Genomic DNA, 14,004 nt, shown 5'->3' with positions numbered 1-14,004 from the left:
AGTTTGCAACAGAACGAGATTTGCTAAGTGTCAAGAAGCAATATAGTTTTCAGACTATCTGTCCTAAATTTTACGTTAAACTTGTTTATTATAATTTGACCAACATAATATCAAGAAAGATAAAATAAAAAAGCATTTAAGTTTGCAGTCCATTAGTGTGCCAAGAAGGTGTGTAAACACCATGCTTGTTAGAAGATGGGAGTAGGTCTCCCGAAGTCGGTATATAGCTACAGGCTTCAAACCACCTCAAGCTGCTGTAATAAAGAGTTATGGTAGTGAGCGTTGAGGAAAAGGCATAAATATATGTCAGGTATGAGATAAGAAGATGAATGAAAGTGAACCATTGATGACGTATCGTTAGCAATTTTCATGATGTCAAAACCAATGGGTAGTGGAGCATTGGGATAAGCTCAGAAGTTAGCTATTTACTGACTGAGCGGCATCGGGTATTGAGGTGGCATGAGCTTATCTTAGGCTTTTAGCAGGAACTTGGGAACCTGTCGTTCTGATGACAAGGGAAAAATCTGAAGTGGTAGCCCCATAAGGATGAAAGTACCAAAGCAGAGCACAGGGGCGGAGTAACTCGTAGTAGTGTTGAAATTCCTGTAATGGGAATGGAGCGAAGGGGTTACATTGTACCGTTGTGAAAATGAGTCAACCATAACATGGGAGGAATGAATTTGACATCAACAAAACCTTTTGATATTCCTAAGCACACTGTTTGGGAAGCGTATAAAAGAGTCAAAGCAAACAAAGGCGCAGCAGGGGTGGATGATCAATCTCTGAGCGAGTTTGATAGAAATCTATCGGGAAATTTATTCAAAATATGGAATAGAATGTCTTCTGGAAGCTACTTTCCACCTGCGGTTAAACGGGTAGAGATTCCCAAGGGGGATGGTAAAACCAGACCGCTAGGAATTCCTACGGTATCAGATAGGATAGCTCAGATGGTTGTTAAAATCATGATCGAACCTGAGTTAGAGGTTCACTTTGATAATGACTCTTACGGTTATAGACCTGGGAAATCAGCGCTTGATGCGGTTGGCTTGGCAAGGCAACGATGTTGGCAATATGATTGGGTTGTTGATATAGACATCCAAGGATTTTTCGACAACATTGATCATGACTTGTTAATGAAAGCAGTATGCAAGCATATCAAGTGTAAGTGGGTTATCCTCTATATACAACGTTGGCTTAAAGCGCCAGTTGAAATTGATGGCAAATGTGTACAGAACTTATCAGGAACACCGCAAGGTGGTGTGATCAGTCCAATACTTGCCAATCTATTTCTTCATTATGCTTTAGACAGATGGGTGAAAAAGAACTTTCCAATGGTCACATTTGAGCGGTATGCAGATGATGCCATCTACCATTGTAGATTCCAATCAGAAGCTGAACGGCTCAAAAAGGCTCTTGAAGCCAGACTTGAAGCATGTACACTAAAACTACACCCAGAAAAATCAAAAATTGTATACTGTAAAGATGGTAAGCGTAGTGGAAGTTATGTGAACCAGCAGTTTGATTTTCTGGGATACACTTTCCGACCTCGATTGGTCAAAGCAAAGAGAGGGAATTTCTTTGTTGGTTTTAATCCAGCAATGAGCAAGAAAGCTCAAGGGAAAATCAGTGATCAGATAAAAGGTTGGAAAATGCAGCTTTGGTCAAATCAATCTCTGGAAAGTATTGCTGAACTTATCAATTCTAAAACGAGAGGATGGATAAACTACTATGGAAAGTATCAAAAATCCTCAACGTATAAAATAGCTAATCAACTTGATTATGCTTTAGTGAGATGGGCAAAAAGGAAATTTAAAAAGCTCAAAACAAGTAAAGCTAAGGCAAGAGAGTGGTTGGCAGGAGTAAGAGCGAGGCAGCCCAATCTTTATACACATTGGCAATTGAGCCAACAAAAGGTTGTACAATAAGAGCCGTATGACAGGAGACTGTCACGTACGGTTCCGTGAGAAGTTAGAGGGGAAGTTCCTCTGGCTTACTCGACCACCTTAACAACTACATCAATAAACGCCAATTACGGTATCAACATTCTTAGTGGTTATATTTAAGCAAGATATTTTGTTTAATAAATAGACGAATGGACCAAAGTCGTGCCAGAGCAACAGAACCCCAAGTAGTCTAAGACACAGCCTGTCAGTATAATGGTAGGTATAGCGTTGATAAAAAGTTAAGGTTAATAAAAAAGTTGGGTTGATATTGATCTTATAAATCATCTGTTGTTTTTTCATTTTTCTCATCTTCTAGCGATGCAGCTAAAAATGAAAACCAAGATTTATCATGAGGCATACCAATTCCATGATTAAAGCTTGAATTGTCGATTACATTTGTATTACCGTCTATTTTTTTCACAGCATTATACGTGACAGTACAACAGTTTCGTTCTGTCAAACTGTAACCTTTATCTGTTTCAAAAGAGAAAAAGTCAAAAATTTCAGCTCTTAAATTAAAATATTCTCTTTTGTCTTTTGCTTTTTTTACTAACGTACATACAGTAGAACTATCCAAAAGGTCATTTCTATCTACCGCCGTATTTTGGTTTCCATACAAGGGAGAAGAGCCTTTTTCATCTTGAAAAAAACCCTTTGTATCAAAACTTTTTAAGCGAATACGACCTTCTTGTTCATCATTGTATTGAGCTAATAGAACGGAACAATGTCTATAAGTATTACCCATCAGAACTGTGTCATTTACGTTAACATAATTATTATGAAGTCCACTCATGCTTACACTACTAATAGAATTCAAACTCTCTGTTACTTTTTGGTAAAACCCTTTTTTATACCAATCATGAACAAAGTTAGTCGATAAATAAGCAACCCCTGCACCTGAAGCAATGCTAGCAGGAAGAATAATTTTAAAAGATAATGAACTGAGTAAGCTAGAAGCTATAGCAGATGAGGAAGATGTTGATAAGAATATAGATGAAGCTATTTTCCCTTTTTCAATTTGCTCATACAATTCTTGTGATAAGTCTCTTGTACAGAAGAATACACCATATTTATCTTCTGATTTAGTGTTTAATGCAATTGCATTTGCTGAATGAACAATGGTAGTAGTAATAGTCATCAAAAATAGACTCTTATGCTTTAATTTATTTTTCATCATACTCAATAGAAACTCCCTCGATAACCTTTGTTTTTTTAATGATTCTAACAGTTATTAGTTTATCATCTTGATATTTTTGACTAGCAGAAATTAAGGATTTACCATCATAACGGAATAATAAATCGTTCCTATTGCTAATGATTTGATTATATAATTCGGCTATGGTTTTATAGGGGATGTTATTTTTGTCAATTATTTCTTTAGCATAATCTCTAATCATAATGTTATCAGTTAAATTAACAACTTGAACTGAAGCTACGTCAATATTTGATGAAGCAAAGGCATTAAAGCTTATGCCACATATGCAAATTATAATCAGATATAATCTTTTTCTAAGTTTATTCATAAATTAACCTTTATCGCAAATAATTTATGCTTGCTATTTCATTCTATTAATTAATTTTCTTTTTAACAAAAGGAATGTTGTTATAAATTGTATTTGTTGAGCTGATTGCTTGTACCTTTATTAAATTTGATGCCTAAAATACCTTATCAACTTAAAGAATTCAATTATTCATGACGGTGCAAAGTTTTAGCTTAGGCAAGTTTTATTCCTTTAATATGACGGTGCATATTCAACAACTGCTTTTTCAATCACTTTATCAACGCGATTTTTGAAATTAGGCACACGTCTGTTTTTATCCAGTAAAGCTTCAATACCACGATCTTTTACCGCTTCTTGATAACGATAAAAGGTCTCTCGTGAGAAACCCATTACCTTACATGCTTTGGAAATATTGCCTAGTTCCTCTGCTAAATTTAACAAGCCGACTTTATTTTTGATTAATTTACTATTAGTATCCAACATGAGGTTGCTCCTGTTTTTGATTTGTTTTCTTTCACGTTTATCAAAACAGGCAACCTCATCTAAGTCAAGATGAGTGTCAGATTATATCTAGACTAATACAAATTAAAACAACTCGCCCTGAGTTTCAGGCGATTTTTGTTTATACCCATTCACATAGCGATAATAGGTGTTGCGTGCAATGCCTTGATCTTTAAGAATTTGAGCGACTGATGTCTTATCATTTTTTTTAAGCTTTGTAATAATGTCATAAGCATAAGCACATTTTCTTTTGTTTTCTAAGGTCATTCCTGGTTGTCGCCCACACTTAACACCACGGTTTTTAGCAGCTTCAATCCCATCCTTGACACGCATGCTTAAAATGTCGCGCTCAAGTTGTCCTAGTGCCGTTGTTACCGTAAAGAAGAATTCACCCATTGGCGTGGCAGTGTCAATCTGATCTTTGATAGATACAAACTTAATTTGTTTAGATTTAAAGTGATCTGATAGCGTAATCATATGCTTGGTTGATCTGCTGATGCGATCGAGTTTATACACGATAAGCGTGTCATCTTTTCGCAAGGTATCAAGTAGTTTCTTGAAAGCAGGGCGCTCTAGCGAAGTGCCACTTTTCTTTTCTGTGATAATTTCGTCACAGTGATACTTGTTGAGTGATTCAATTTGCATATCAAGGTTTTGATCTTGAGTTGACACTCGTGCATATCCATAAATCATAATTAAAACGCATTTGCTCCATAAAATATATAGAAATCAATTATGACACAAAAATAAAAATGGAACAACTTTGTGGGAGTGTTTTAAAGTATTTAAAATTGTCGTGTGTATTTAGATCAAGTGGCTATAACAAAAGAATTTTATGCAGACATTTAACGAGTCACACAAAGGTGCACGTTGGCTGTGGATGTATGCTCCCACCAAACTATAGTTTTATGGGAGTTATATCAGATCAGAGATTGACATATATTGCATATCGATATATAATTTAAAAAACACCAAGTGATATCGAGCTTTGATTAAGAATTTTAATAGTAAGATGGCTGAAGATGTGTTTAATGGAGTATCTACTAGATATTCTAGAAAGCTTCCAACAAATCTACATTCACTTGCAGTTAGAAAATTGGATCAGCTAAATGCTGTCACTAAGATTGAAGACTTGAATGTGCCGCCAAATAATAAATTGGAAAAACTAAAGGGCAAGCTGTCAGATTGTTGGTCAATACGGATTAATAATCAGTATCGTATTATATTCAAGTTGGTTAAGAATAGTGCGGTAGACGTTGATATTGTTGATTACCATTGAGGAGTGATAAAATGAGACTTCCAACCACAAGACAACCAACCCATGCCGGTGAAATTCTTTTGAAAGACTTTTTGGAACCAATGGGGATAACGCAGTCAAAATTTGCAAAACATTTAGGGTGGACATATGCAAGGATTAACGAAATTGTAAATGGCAAGCGAGGAATTACTGCTGATACTGCTTTAGCATTTGCTGAAGCGTTTAATATGGAGGCTGAATTTTGGTTAAACTTACAATTAGCCTACGATTTATGGAACGCAAAACAGAAACATACACCTGTTAACCCTATCGCAGCTTGAAGGTGTAGATGCTGTCAAGCTTGCCCTTTGATATTGATTTCAAAGTGCCAACTAAAGCAAATACCAACTTAAATCTGACAGATATATTGATGTTGCCTGACATCAAGGGGTTACAGTCTAAGTTGACATCAACATTTGTAAAAGTATCCAAATCAGGATACAATTATATTTATATCAGTTACTATGCTTTAGTTAGATGAATATAAACAAAGTTATAATTGACAGGAAAGTGGCAAAATCGCTAAGAAAAATACCAAGGCATATAATTGATAAGCTAAATACGTGGGTTTTGATGGTTGAGCAATATGGTGTTATAGAGGTTAGACAAATAAGCTCATACCATGATGAACCGTTAAAAGGTGACAGAACTGGACAGCGGTCAATTCGTTTAAACAAAGCGTACCGTGCTTTTTATGTTGAACATGAAAACGGCAGAATTGAAGTTAGCTATCTTGAGATAATAGAGGTAAACAAACATGAATATTAGTGAAAATAAATTAAGTGCATCTCAGGCTATATCTGAAATAACAGGACATCTATATTTTGGTGATATGGTAAAGTCGTTACGCATGTGTGAAAATGTTTCTCAGGCTGAAATGGCTCGCTCTATTGGTATAAGTCGACAATACCTATGCAATATTGAAAGTGGTGAGCGTAAGGTGGATGTTGAGCTTGCTTTAAAGTTTGCTGAGTATCTAAAACATCCTAAAGAGTTCTTTATTTCTCGTCTTTTGGAAGATCAACTATATACTGCTGGCTTAGATTATACGATAACCTTAAAGGCGAGCTAGAACTACTTGCACCACTCAATCCAACTCAACATTTTCAGATTGGTGGCTTCTGATGTGATGCCATCCTCTTTTGCAAATTCGTCCAAAACATCAATTACAAACCCACCAAAATCATCATCTTTCCTGATCTCTTTGTTAAGGTGGTCAAACCTTACCTCAAAGTAACAGCCATAATTGCCGTATTCGATATAGCCATAACCAATCCACCCTATGTGGCGTTTAGGTGTATATTTCTTATTACGCTTTTTCTTTTGCTTTGCTGCCATGCTTAACGGCTATTCATTATGATTGTTGCATTTCTACTATTAAGAAGTGGGTAAGTCAAACTAAAATCACGAATCAATTTAAGATGGTTGCATAATGACCTTGATTGTGGCATTGTCAAAGTGATTTGAACTATTGTCATGATCTTATTTGATAATTATAGGATTATAAAACTATAGAATTATAAGGTTTATATTGTTATTGTCACAATTGTCAAACTGTCACAGAGGTTTTGAATAGCGTTGGGTGAAAGATGATCTTTGTGCGCTTAGCATCTGGCGTTGAAATAAGGTAATTCGACTTCTCAAGTAGCTTAATTGCTTGATCTCGTCTGCTTTTGTCACGGACGGGTGTGACACGTAAAATCTCGCGTGAAGTGGTTTCAACAATATTCTTTGAGATGATGGCGTCAATTATTAACTTGGCATCGTGCTCAACCTGTGTCAGTTTGGTTTCTCCAAAGATGCGTTTAGCTTCATTTAAATGCCATTCGATAATCTGATAAGCAGACTCGATGTGTTCAGCAGATATTTCAGTGCCTTGTTTACCTGTAAATAAATGGAATAGGGCAGCTAGCCTTGCAATATTCTCACTGGCTTTAGATGCCAAGTCATGGATTGATTGCCAGTGGTATTCGTTGGCGATAGCGGTTTCAATATAATTAAAGTATTTCACCCATGCTTCTTTAGCTGTTTTGCTAAAGATAAGCGTTGGAATGTATCCAAAACCGTATTTATCAACTGGCTGAGTGTTGCTCAGACAGGTTTTAATGCGCCTGTGAAATTTATCAAGATGTTCAGTGACGTTCTTGAATGGCTCTTTGTAATATCGATTGCCCATTGTTGAAGTAGGGTAAGCTAATAAGGTTCGTGCAAGAAAACCACTGTTTCTATTAATGCCATCACCTTTTTTGAGCATTTGTTCTAACAATAGTGGTTGCATCATTAGGTTCAGTGTAAACCGCCGATCTTTGATGAATAGATCACCGGTTGTTTTACGATGTACGGCTATGGGTTGCGCATCCCATAGCCGGTTTAGTAAGGCAACAAACTTTGTGTTGTCTTTTTGCATACTTGGGCTTGATAAGGAAATGCCTGCCTCGTCTGACCAAATACTTGTGCTTGGATATTCCTTTGCTAAGTTTTCGCTTAAAGCTTCTGCGGTGATGTCCTCATATTTAAGTTTAGGCAATAAAGGTATTTCTGGTTCTTCAAGCATTACTTGATCATAGTAACCATCATATTGATCTGTTTCATAACCTTGAGTAGCTAAACGTCTAATCATCATTAGCAATCCTTTGCGCTTGATTGACCAAGTAGTGTATTCATTTTTGATGCGCGTATATTCTGGCATCATGGTTTTCGTTGTCTTATTTTGCCAATCCTCAACACCTTTGCTAAAGACTTTATCAGCCGCCGTTTTACGCTCACCACTGGATGCAACCGTAATAAAGTACATGGAGACAGGGCTGGTCAGCACATCATCACGTGCAACATTGGCTAGCCCTTGGCAGCTTAGTGAGACATTAGACAGGGCGCTATTAGCTAATAATGGAATGGGTTGCTGCCCGTACTCGGCATAAGACTGGATAGCATCTTTGATAATATCAGGTAAAGCATCAAGCGGATAATCAGCTTGCTTTGCTGATATATGCGATAATGGGATGGGTGTTTTCCAATTATTTTTTCTAGTCATTGAAAATTAGCGGTATTATTTTGGCTTAAAACATCATAGCACAAAGCTGTATCGCCTGCATTTTAAAAGTCTTGCGGTGAATGATGGATAAACCAATACCCATGTTTCAATCGGGTAGTGATAATTTTTTTATACGCTTTACAGTATTGTAAAAACGAATCTAACTTGATCGTTTTTGACTGATGGCGATGGCTGTTTTTTCCGCCAAAATAGCAAATTAAAACTATGTCGCCTAATAAATCCTGATTAACGATTATCTCATAAAACTTGGTTTCTGTTTCCAAGCGCTGCATGATTTTCACCAAGCTTTATACAGTACATTTGAGCAGCTAAGGGATTTGATTTTGATGTCATCAAGTAATTGCTCAATGGCTGCTTTTTTAACGGGTGAGTTTAGCGCTTTAAGACTGCTTTCATTGTATAGCGAGACATTGCATCGTCTGCACCATTTTCTAACCGTATTCTGCTTGTAACCAAAAAGCTCACCAACTTCTGTGTAGGTCAAGCCTTGATTGGCGCATTGTGTTAAAAAATCCGCAATTGTCTGCCCTGTTGTGTTTTCAACTGCGGCGCAAAAGTTATCAGTAAATTGATTTCCCACAATGTTGATTAGTCCTTGTTGCAAGATGATTTTGGGCAGCATTTCTTGAGCATGGGAATGCAAATTAAAGCCGCAATACCTACGATAATGTAGATGATGTTTTCAACAAAGCCCAGTTTGCCAAAAATGGCATGGACGAGATTGAAATTGAACAAACCAACGAGCAGCCAGTTTAAGCCACCGATGATAATTAATATAAGTGCGATAGGGCTTAGGTATTTCATATAATGTTACTCCTTTGGTTATATATGTTTTACCAATGACTAAAGTAGTGTAATACCTCAAAATAAGCAAGTTTATCAGTGCGCAGTGAAAATTTATTGATGTCACAAGGAGTGAGCGTTTGATAAGCTTGTAATTATCTGTAGAATTTGAGCAAAGCATATCAGCCGTAGAAAAACAGTGATGCTAAGCAATAAATTCACAGAACAAACCAGAGAATTTTTATTATTGGTCGCTTGTATGCATATCTATATCGGAAGCTGGAACATAAAAGGTTAATGGTATTTATGGATAGTTTTATTTTAGTTGTAAATGATGATTTTGATAGTGATATTGAAGCGAGTTTTATCGAATTAAAATACATGGAAAATAGAATTCAAAATGACACTGTTTTGAACAGCTCAAAAATTTGTCTTTGTGTTCCGGAGCTTCAACTTGATACTAAGTCTTAAAGGCTATATTGGAATTGTGCAGAGCCACTATAGCGATAGGAAGGGTGAGATAGTTGTCAAAATAAGCATATTTCATAAAATTGACAATCTCCTTGAGGATGATTTTTCCAAGGCTGGAGAGTCTGATATATTAAACAACCTTAGCTTTGAATTTAGTAAAGATAAAAAATACTGCTTATCCTTAAATACCCATCATATTTTAGAAATAAAAGGGACTGCTTTACTAAACGTATTAATAAAACATTCTAAACTAGAGCTAAAACCAGAAGATGCAGACAAGATAGAGTTGCAAGCAACACCTAAATATATTGAAGTACGTAAAGATATAATCCCGTTAATTGAATCTAAAAGAGAAAGTGAACGCCATGATTTTAAGCGTGAATGGTATTCTAAGGATTCAAAAAAACAGGGTGACTTGTTTAAGGATATTATATCATTAGCCAACACGCTCAATGAAAGTGAACGCCGCTACATAATCATTGGGATTGATAACAATGGGGAATTTTGCAAGTCTGAAGATATAAAAGTTAATCGAATAGATACGGCTAACCTAACTAATATATTAAGTAATGCGCAGGTGAAATTTGCATTTAATCAGATACCAGAAGCCGAGGTAATTAAGGAAGAGAGAAGGCAGAACAGGATAAAAAGAATAATAAAGATGTAAAAGGGATGCCACAATGACTCTAGACAACGCCAATATAACCAACGATATGCTATTAGAAAACAAAGCAAGGCGTATCATTGAAAGTAACCAAGATATATCAACAGGTGCATTGATTGATAAGCTCAAAAAGAAAGCGATACCACAAAGCATGATTGACAAGTTAGTTGTCGTTGACGAAGTACAGCAGTTTAACAATGTTCTACGCAGAATCAGTGCTAAGTATCCTTTGATTAAAGGCAAAACCGATTATGGCAAGAAGCAAAAGCTTTTAAAATATTTGCTGAATAAAGGGTTTGAATATCAGCTAGTACAGAAAGGCATTGATGCGTATTTTAGTGATGGGCAATAGATTTAAATTTCTGATTTTCCGTTTTTTAACCACGATCGTGGTCGTAAAACAGGAAATTTTAGGCTTTAGCGCTGGCGAGTTTGTCTGCAAGATTGTCCAGTAGTTTTGCAAAGTAGAAAAAGTTGGTATATTTCTGACAGTAGGCATTTAGTTGCTCTGGTTTAGTATTTTTCATAGTTTCTCTAAAAATTAGCATCTCATCAATCATTTCGGTTAAAAGTATCATGTCATCGGTGTTTTTAGCACGGAGGGCTTTAACTTTGGCGTCAATAGCCATGATTTTCTTTTCGTCATTACGCATGGTAATTGTGTTACTCAATATTGTTTTGCACGAATATTAGCTTTTAATGCGGTTATGGTCAATTGGGCAGTTTATGTGTTTTATAAAGGTTATACACCTGAGCAAGAGAATACCAAATAAAATTAATAAAAACGCCTCGTTTCAACCGCTCAAGCGCATAGATTAATCATAGTCAATGTTTGTTAATTTGCACAATATGGAATAAATGGGTTATCAAAAACTTTCTCGACCACAAAGCGAAAAAATAAAAATAATAAAAACAACCAAAAGCAAGCTACAAAAGGAGCACAACCATGAATGATAAAAACTATTACGTAAACACAATCATACAGCAATTATTTACAGGCGGAAGAACCTTGGTTTGGAGTTGGGGTGCGCATGACTTTAAGCGCCTAGATGAAACGACACTGATGTTTAAAGTCAATGCAAGGCATTTAGATGGTTATGTATATATCCGTTACTGTTTTGGCAGTGACACCTATGAAGTGTTGTTTAGTGAATACCCGCCGAAGTTTACGACATCTAATGAATGCCGGTATGAGATACTGGAGCATGCAACGATTAAGAAGCTAGAAAATGTTTACTGTGATGATATGACGTATCGCATTGATAACGAAATCGAACGCATCCCTGAGTATCGCTATTAAGTGAGTTATTAGACTGCATTATGCAGTCGCTTCTTCCTTAACCGCTGCTGTTTTCTTCACTTTATTTCTACGCTTAAAATCTTTATCAGATTCGAGTGCAATTTTAATGGATTCCTCAATTAAAAAATCAATATCGTTTTCGCCATCAAGCGATTGATTCCAATCCAGATACTCTAGCATTTTAAAGTAAGTTTCCTCGGTGATTCTAACTTTTTTAGGTAGCGTCATATAACTGGGTGCAGATGGTTTTGTAATGCTTGGCATGTTATTTACTTCCTTATGTTTATATCATTATTTTTAATTTTTTGCTTTATTGTTTTATTGACATGGTAAGCCAGTGTATTATAATACTATGTAACATACAGCCAACTATTTTAAGCATGAAAAATTATAAAATAAAAAAGTTTGCAAGTGAATCAAAACATATTAGCGATGCAGATTTAAAAGAAACATTAAATTACTTTGCTTCACTAGATGACTTGGGTAAGCAAAGATATGCATTAGGTGGCAGCTTATATAAGCTTAGAGTAGCGACAGACAATAAAGGCAAAAGCGGCAGCAGTCGAACCATTATTGTTTTTAGTGATGGCGTTGTATGTTACTGGGTGCATTGCTTTAAAAAGAATGAAAAAGAAAACTTCACAAAGCGCGAGCTTGTGGACTTTAAAAAGTTGTCTAGCATATTACTGTCATTAAGTGATAGTGATGTGCAAACGTTAATCGCAGATAAAAAACTATTTAAGGTGATATGATGAGCAGCATAAGAGAAACCATAAACGACTTGTCAAATGATCTATACACCAGTGGTATTATTGACAAAACAACCCTGCGCGAATTAACCGAAGTTGAAACGCCAACAGTATACGAATATACAGGCGATGATATAAAAGCAATTAGAGAACGTCAAAACGTCAGCCAAGCGGTATTTGCTAAATTTCTTAATATCAGTCCAGCAATGGTTAAAAGTCTTGAGCAGGGCACGCGACAAGCTAAGGGTGCTATCTTAAAACTAATTAATCTCGTTGATGAGAATGGCTTAAAATATTTATCATAATTTTTTTATCTCAATCCCTTTAAAGTTCTTTCCTGAAATCTCAAAAAATAAACAACGCCGACAAAAAGGAATCACGCTTACAGCGTGATAGCCTAGTAATATTTTCTTTTTTAACAAGCCAAAATTCAAATGCAAGGGCTACGCAAGTGCCTGCGGCACCCTTGCATTTAATTTTTTAAGGCTTGTTGCAAAAGGTGTTATCAACACAACAATGGAGATAATACGATGACTACAACAAAAGTAAAAAAATATAGCACTTTAAAAACTTCAAAAACAGTAAAAACAACATATCAGGATTATGTTTTGTCTATTGCTCAAAAGATTAAAGAAAATATCAAAAAAGGCGCAGACGTTTGGGTAGATAATTTTGATCGCTCAGGAAGTCAGTTATTGCCTGTTAATAGTCAATCAAAACTATATAACGGCGTTAACGTTTTGCAATTATTATTTTCGCAACTTGAAAATAAATACAAGTCTAATCAATGGTTTACTTTCAAACAAATAAATGAACTTGGTGGGAGTGTGCGTAAAGGTGAAAAATCGGAAGAAGTCTTTTTCTTTACAACTTACAAAAAGGAAGGTGACGCGAAAACTGATTATGAATATAAAAACAATGGTCATTTAGTTAAAGTTAAAGCGGGTGATAAATACAAATATACTGCTATATGCCCTAAAATGTACCGCGTTTTTAATTTAACGCAAACAACCTTAAAAGATGTTGATCAGGAAATAAAAACTGATAGTGGTATCGAAAGCTTGATTAATGCACACAATCCAAAAATTGTTCATCATGACATTGGTCAAGCTTATTACTCACCAGAGTTAGACGAAATAAGGCTGCCAAGCCCAAAATATTTTAGAACTGAGGCAGACTATCAGGCAACGCTTTTGCATGAGTTAGCGCATTGGACATTGCATCCAAGCAGATTAAATCGAGAAATAAATTTTTCATGCAAAAAGTCTTATGCAAAAGAAGAGTTAATTGCTGAGATCAGCAGCACCATTTTATTAAAGCATTTTGGTATTAATGGCGAGATAAAAAATCATGAAAAATATATTGAAAGTTGGCTTTCACTTTTAACAGATGATGATTATATGGAAGCTGTTAAATGTTGCGTAAAAGTTTTTAGTTTTCTTTTGAATATTAATGTAAATGATCAATATGAAAAAGTTACATAGAAAAATAATATTTTTTTAAAAAATCAAACCGATTTTATCTTGTTTTTATTGTCCTTTAATTTTATTCCATCTTTTTAAAAGGTATAGGCTTAAAATGTCAATTTCCATTCAAACGGCATAGGATTGTCTGCTCAATTTTCATACGCACACTGTACGATAACGATTATCATAATCATTACATTAAATCCAAGGTATCCTCGACACGACCTCCCTGACCCTGCCACACACCACGCAATCGAGTGTTGCCTAAAAAGGCTT

The 14,004-nt window shown here is 35.6% G+C and carries 21 protein-coding genes and 1 pseudogene; 12 read left to right on the top strand and 10 right to left on the bottom strand.

From position 1 onward, the window contains the following. Positions 1 to 680: 680 nt before the first annotated feature. A complete protein-coding gene (ltrA, locus tag DNJ77_RS06880) occupies positions 681 to 1,925 on the top strand; it encodes a group II intron reverse transcriptase/maturase (RefSeq protein WP_116964263.1) in 1,245 nt (414 codons plus the stop codon). Positions 1,926 to 2,217: 292 nt separating this feature from the next. Here ltrA and DNJ77_RS06875 read toward each other — a convergent pair whose 3' ends face one another. From DNJ77_RS06875 to DNJ77_RS06860, 4 genes and pseudogenes are all read right to left on the bottom strand, one after another. Then, positions 2,218 to 3,120 (bottom strand): hypothetical protein, encoded by a 903-nt coding sequence (locus tag DNJ77_RS06875; protein WP_157966632.1) that lies wholly within the window; start codon positions 3,118 to 3,120, stop codon positions 2,218 to 2,220. Next, on the bottom strand, positions 3,107 to 3,466 hold the full coding sequence (locus DNJ77_RS06870) for a hypothetical protein (RefSeq protein ID WP_116964260.1): 360 nt from the start codon (positions 3,464 to 3,466) through the stop codon (positions 3,107 to 3,109). Before DNJ77_RS06870 ends, DNJ77_RS06875 begins: the two co-directional genes overlap by 14 nt. Before the next feature lie 222 nt (positions 3,467 to 3,688). Continuing rightward, positions 3,689 to 3,928 (bottom strand): annotated as a pseudogene (locus DNJ77_RS06865) (helix-turn-helix domain-containing protein); the annotation flags it as partial. Positions 3,929 to 4,030: 102 nt separating this feature from the next. Then, complete coding sequence (locus DNJ77_RS06860) at positions 4,031 to 4,639, bottom strand: recombinase family protein (protein WP_204723373.1); 609 nt, start codon at positions 4,637 to 4,639, stop codon at positions 4,031 to 4,033. A gap of 319 nt (positions 4,640 to 4,958) precedes the next feature. Here DNJ77_RS06860 and DNJ77_RS06855 point away from each other — a divergent pair, with 319 nt between their 5' ends. The 4 genes from DNJ77_RS06855 to DNJ77_RS06835 all read left to right on the top strand — a co-directional run bounded on the left by DNJ77_RS06855 (position 4,959) and on the right by DNJ77_RS06835 (position 6,315). Next, on the top strand, positions 4,959 to 5,225 hold the full coding sequence (locus DNJ77_RS06855) for a type II toxin-antitoxin system RelE/ParE family toxin (RefSeq protein ID WP_116964258.1): 267 nt from the start codon (positions 4,959 to 4,961) through the stop codon (positions 5,223 to 5,225). An 11-nt stretch (positions 5,226 to 5,236) separates the two neighbouring features. Then, on the top strand, positions 5,237 to 5,524 hold the full coding sequence (locus DNJ77_RS06850) for a HigA family addiction module antitoxin (protein WP_116964257.1): 288 nt from the start codon (positions 5,237 to 5,239) through the stop codon (positions 5,522 to 5,524). 196 nt (positions 5,525 to 5,720) lie between these two features. Next, complete coding sequence (locus DNJ77_RS06840; protein WP_116964255.1) at positions 5,721 to 6,011, top strand: hypothetical protein; 291 nt, start codon at positions 5,721 to 5,723, stop codon at positions 6,009 to 6,011. Continuing rightward, positions 6,001 to 6,315, top strand: coding sequence for a helix-turn-helix transcriptional regulator (locus DNJ77_RS06835; protein ID WP_116964254.1), 315 nt, complete (start codon positions 6,001 to 6,003; stop codon positions 6,313 to 6,315). Before DNJ77_RS06840 ends, DNJ77_RS06835 begins: the two co-directional genes overlap by 11 nt. Before the next feature lie 2 nt (positions 6,316 to 6,317). On the opposite strand, the gene DNJ77_RS06830 is transcribed toward DNJ77_RS06835, so the two are convergent. The 4 genes from DNJ77_RS06830 to DNJ77_RS06810 all read right to left on the bottom strand — a co-directional run bounded on the left by DNJ77_RS06830 (position 6,318) and on the right by DNJ77_RS06810 (position 9,099). Continuing rightward, positions 6,318 to 6,581, bottom strand: a complete 264-nt coding sequence (locus tag DNJ77_RS06830; protein ID WP_116964253.1) for a hypothetical protein — start codon at positions 6,579 to 6,581, stop codon at positions 6,318 to 6,320. Between the two features lie 211 nt (positions 6,582 to 6,792). Further along, positions 6,793 to 8,274, bottom strand: a complete 1,482-nt coding sequence (locus DNJ77_RS06825; RefSeq protein WP_116964252.1) for a YfjI family protein — start codon at positions 8,272 to 8,274, stop codon at positions 6,793 to 6,795. A 298-nt stretch (positions 8,275 to 8,572) separates the two neighbouring features. Next, complete coding sequence (locus DNJ77_RS06815; RefSeq protein ID WP_116964250.1) at positions 8,573 to 8,875, bottom strand: helix-turn-helix domain-containing protein; 303 nt, start codon at positions 8,873 to 8,875, stop codon at positions 8,573 to 8,575. Between the two features lie 8 nt (positions 8,876 to 8,883). Next, positions 8,884 to 9,099 (bottom strand): DUF378 domain-containing protein, encoded by a 216-nt coding sequence (locus DNJ77_RS06810; RefSeq protein WP_116964249.1) that lies wholly within the window; start codon positions 9,097 to 9,099, stop codon positions 8,884 to 8,886. Positions 9,100 to 9,384: 285 nt separating this feature from the next. On the opposite strand from DNJ77_RS06810, the gene DNJ77_RS09945 reads away from it, so the two are divergent. The 3 genes from DNJ77_RS09945 to DNJ77_RS06800 are packed head-to-tail and all read left to right on the top strand — an operon-like array spanning position 9,385 to position 10,565. Beyond that, the gene (locus DNJ77_RS09945) at positions 9,385 to 9,549 is read left to right on the top strand and encodes a hypothetical protein (RefSeq protein ID WP_157966631.1); all 165 of its coding nucleotides are present in this window, start codon (positions 9,385 to 9,387) and stop codon (positions 9,547 to 9,549) included. Between the two features lie 16 nt (positions 9,550 to 9,565). After that, positions 9,566 to 10,216 (top strand): AlbA family DNA-binding domain-containing protein, encoded by a 651-nt coding sequence (locus tag DNJ77_RS06805; protein ID WP_157966630.1) that lies wholly within the window; start codon positions 9,566 to 9,568, stop codon positions 10,214 to 10,216. 13 nt (positions 10,217 to 10,229) lie between these two features. Continuing rightward, on the top strand, positions 10,230 to 10,565 hold the full coding sequence (locus tag DNJ77_RS06800) for a RecX family transcriptional regulator (RefSeq protein WP_116964247.1): 336 nt from the start codon (positions 10,230 to 10,232) through the stop codon (positions 10,563 to 10,565). A 58-nt stretch (positions 10,566 to 10,623) separates the two neighbouring features. Here the strand turns inward: DNJ77_RS06800 and DNJ77_RS06795 are convergent, their stop codons facing one another. Continuing rightward, positions 10,624 to 10,866: a hypothetical protein gene (locus DNJ77_RS06795; protein ID WP_116964246.1), complete on the bottom strand. Its 243-nt coding sequence runs from the start codon at positions 10,864 to 10,866 to the stop codon at positions 10,624 to 10,626. 293 nt (positions 10,867 to 11,159) lie between these two features. Between DNJ77_RS06795 and DNJ77_RS06790 the strand changes: the two genes are divergently transcribed. Next, positions 11,160 to 11,513, top strand: coding sequence for a hypothetical protein (locus DNJ77_RS06790; RefSeq protein ID WP_116964245.1), 354 nt, complete (start codon positions 11,160 to 11,162; stop codon positions 11,511 to 11,513). A gap of 18 nt (positions 11,514 to 11,531) precedes the next feature. Here the strand turns inward: DNJ77_RS06790 and DNJ77_RS06785 are convergent, their stop codons facing one another. Then, positions 11,532 to 11,777 (bottom strand): hypothetical protein, encoded by a 246-nt coding sequence (locus tag DNJ77_RS06785; RefSeq protein ID WP_116964244.1) that lies wholly within the window; start codon positions 11,775 to 11,777, stop codon positions 11,532 to 11,534. A gap of 116 nt (positions 11,778 to 11,893) precedes the next feature. Here DNJ77_RS06785 and DNJ77_RS06780 point away from each other — a divergent pair, with 116 nt between their 5' ends. The 3 genes from DNJ77_RS06780 to DNJ77_RS06770 all read left to right on the top strand — a co-directional run bounded on the left by DNJ77_RS06780 (position 11,894) and on the right by DNJ77_RS06770 (position 13,746). Further along, positions 11,894 to 12,265: a type II toxin-antitoxin system RelE/ParE family toxin gene (locus DNJ77_RS06780; RefSeq protein ID WP_157966629.1), complete on the top strand. Its 372-nt coding sequence runs from the start codon at positions 11,894 to 11,896 to the stop codon at positions 12,263 to 12,265. Continuing rightward, positions 12,262 to 12,567 carry a helix-turn-helix domain-containing protein gene (locus DNJ77_RS06775; RefSeq protein WP_116964242.1) on the top strand — a complete coding sequence of 102 codons (306 nt, stop codon included), beginning with the start codon at positions 12,262 to 12,264 and terminating at the stop codon, positions 12,565 to 12,567. The genes DNJ77_RS06780 and DNJ77_RS06775 overlap by 4 nt, the downstream gene beginning before the upstream one ends. A 225-nt stretch (positions 12,568 to 12,792) precedes the next feature. Next, on the top strand, positions 12,793 to 13,746 hold the full coding sequence (locus tag DNJ77_RS06770) for an ArdC family protein (protein WP_116964241.1): 954 nt from the start codon (positions 12,793 to 12,795) through the stop codon (positions 13,744 to 13,746). Positions 13,747 to 14,004: the final 258 nt, after the last annotated feature.

The sequence above is a fragment of the Fastidiosibacter lacustris genome (assembly GCF_003428155.1).
GTDB classification, from domain to species: domain Bacteria; phylum Pseudomonadota; class Gammaproteobacteria; order Francisellales; family Francisellaceae; genus Caedibacter; species Caedibacter lacustris.
Note: the sequence above shows the minus strand (reverse complement) of the source record. Positions and strands in the feature narration are given on the sequence as shown.

Bases quoted from the DNA above. Each gene is read 5' to 3' on its own strand.
- DNJ77_RS06850 (WP_116964257.1), top strand. From the start codon at position 5,237: ATGAGACTTCCAACCACAAGACAACCAACCCATGCCGGTGAAATTCTT.
- DNJ77_RS06875 (WP_157966632.1), bottom strand. From the start codon at position 3,120: ATGATGAAAAATAAATTAAAGCATAAGAGTCTATTTTTGATGACTATT.
- DNJ77_RS06795 (WP_116964246.1), bottom strand. From the start codon at position 10,866: ATGCGTAATGACGAAAAGAAAATCATGGCTATTGACGCCAAAGTTAAA.
- DNJ77_RS06855 (WP_116964258.1), top strand. From the start codon at position 4,959: ATGGCTGAAGATGTGTTTAATGGAGTATCTACTAGATATTCTAGAAAG.
- DNJ77_RS06830 (WP_116964253.1), bottom strand. From the start codon at position 6,581: ATGGCAGCAAAGCAAAAGAAAAAGCGTAATAAGAAATATACACCTAAA.
- DNJ77_RS06860 (WP_204723373.1), bottom strand. From the start codon at position 4,639: ATGATTTATGGATATGCACGAGTGTCAACTCAAGATCAAAACCTTGAT.
- DNJ77_RS06800 (WP_116964247.1), top strand. From the start codon at position 10,230: ATGACTCTAGACAACGCCAATATAACCAACGATATGCTATTAGAAAAC.
- DNJ77_RS06790 (WP_116964245.1), top strand. From the start codon at position 11,160: ATGAATGATAAAAACTATTACGTAAACACAATCATACAGCAATTATTT.
- DNJ77_RS06780 (WP_157966629.1), top strand. From the start codon at position 11,894: ATGAAAAATTATAAAATAAAAAAGTTTGCAAGTGAATCAAAACATATT.
- DNJ77_RS06835 (WP_116964254.1), top strand. From the start codon at position 6,001: ATGAATATTAGTGAAAATAAATTAAGTGCATCTCAGGCTATATCTGAA.
- DNJ77_RS09945 (WP_157966631.1), top strand. From the start codon at position 9,385: ATGGATAGTTTTATTTTAGTTGTAAATGATGATTTTGATAGTGATATT.
- DNJ77_RS06825 (WP_116964252.1), bottom strand. From the start codon at position 8,274: ATGACTAGAAAAAATAATTGGAAAACACCCATCCCATTATCGCATATA.
- DNJ77_RS06775 (WP_116964242.1), top strand. From the start codon at position 12,262: ATGATGAGCAGCATAAGAGAAACCATAAACGACTTGTCAAATGATCTA.
- DNJ77_RS06810 (WP_116964249.1), bottom strand. From the start codon at position 9,099: ATGAAATACCTAAGCCCTATCGCACTTATATTAATTATCATCGGTGGC.
- DNJ77_RS06870 (WP_116964260.1), bottom strand. From the start codon at position 3,466: ATGAATAAACTTAGAAAAAGATTATATCTGATTATAATTTGCATATGT.
- DNJ77_RS06840 (WP_116964255.1), top strand. From the start codon at position 5,721: ATGAATATAAACAAAGTTATAATTGACAGGAAAGTGGCAAAATCGCTA.
- DNJ77_RS06770 (WP_116964241.1), top strand. From the start codon at position 12,793: ATGACTACAACAAAAGTAAAAAAATATAGCACTTTAAAAACTTCAAAA.
- DNJ77_RS06785 (WP_116964244.1), bottom strand. From the start codon at position 11,777: ATGCCAAGCATTACAAAACCATCTGCACCCAGTTATATGACGCTACCT.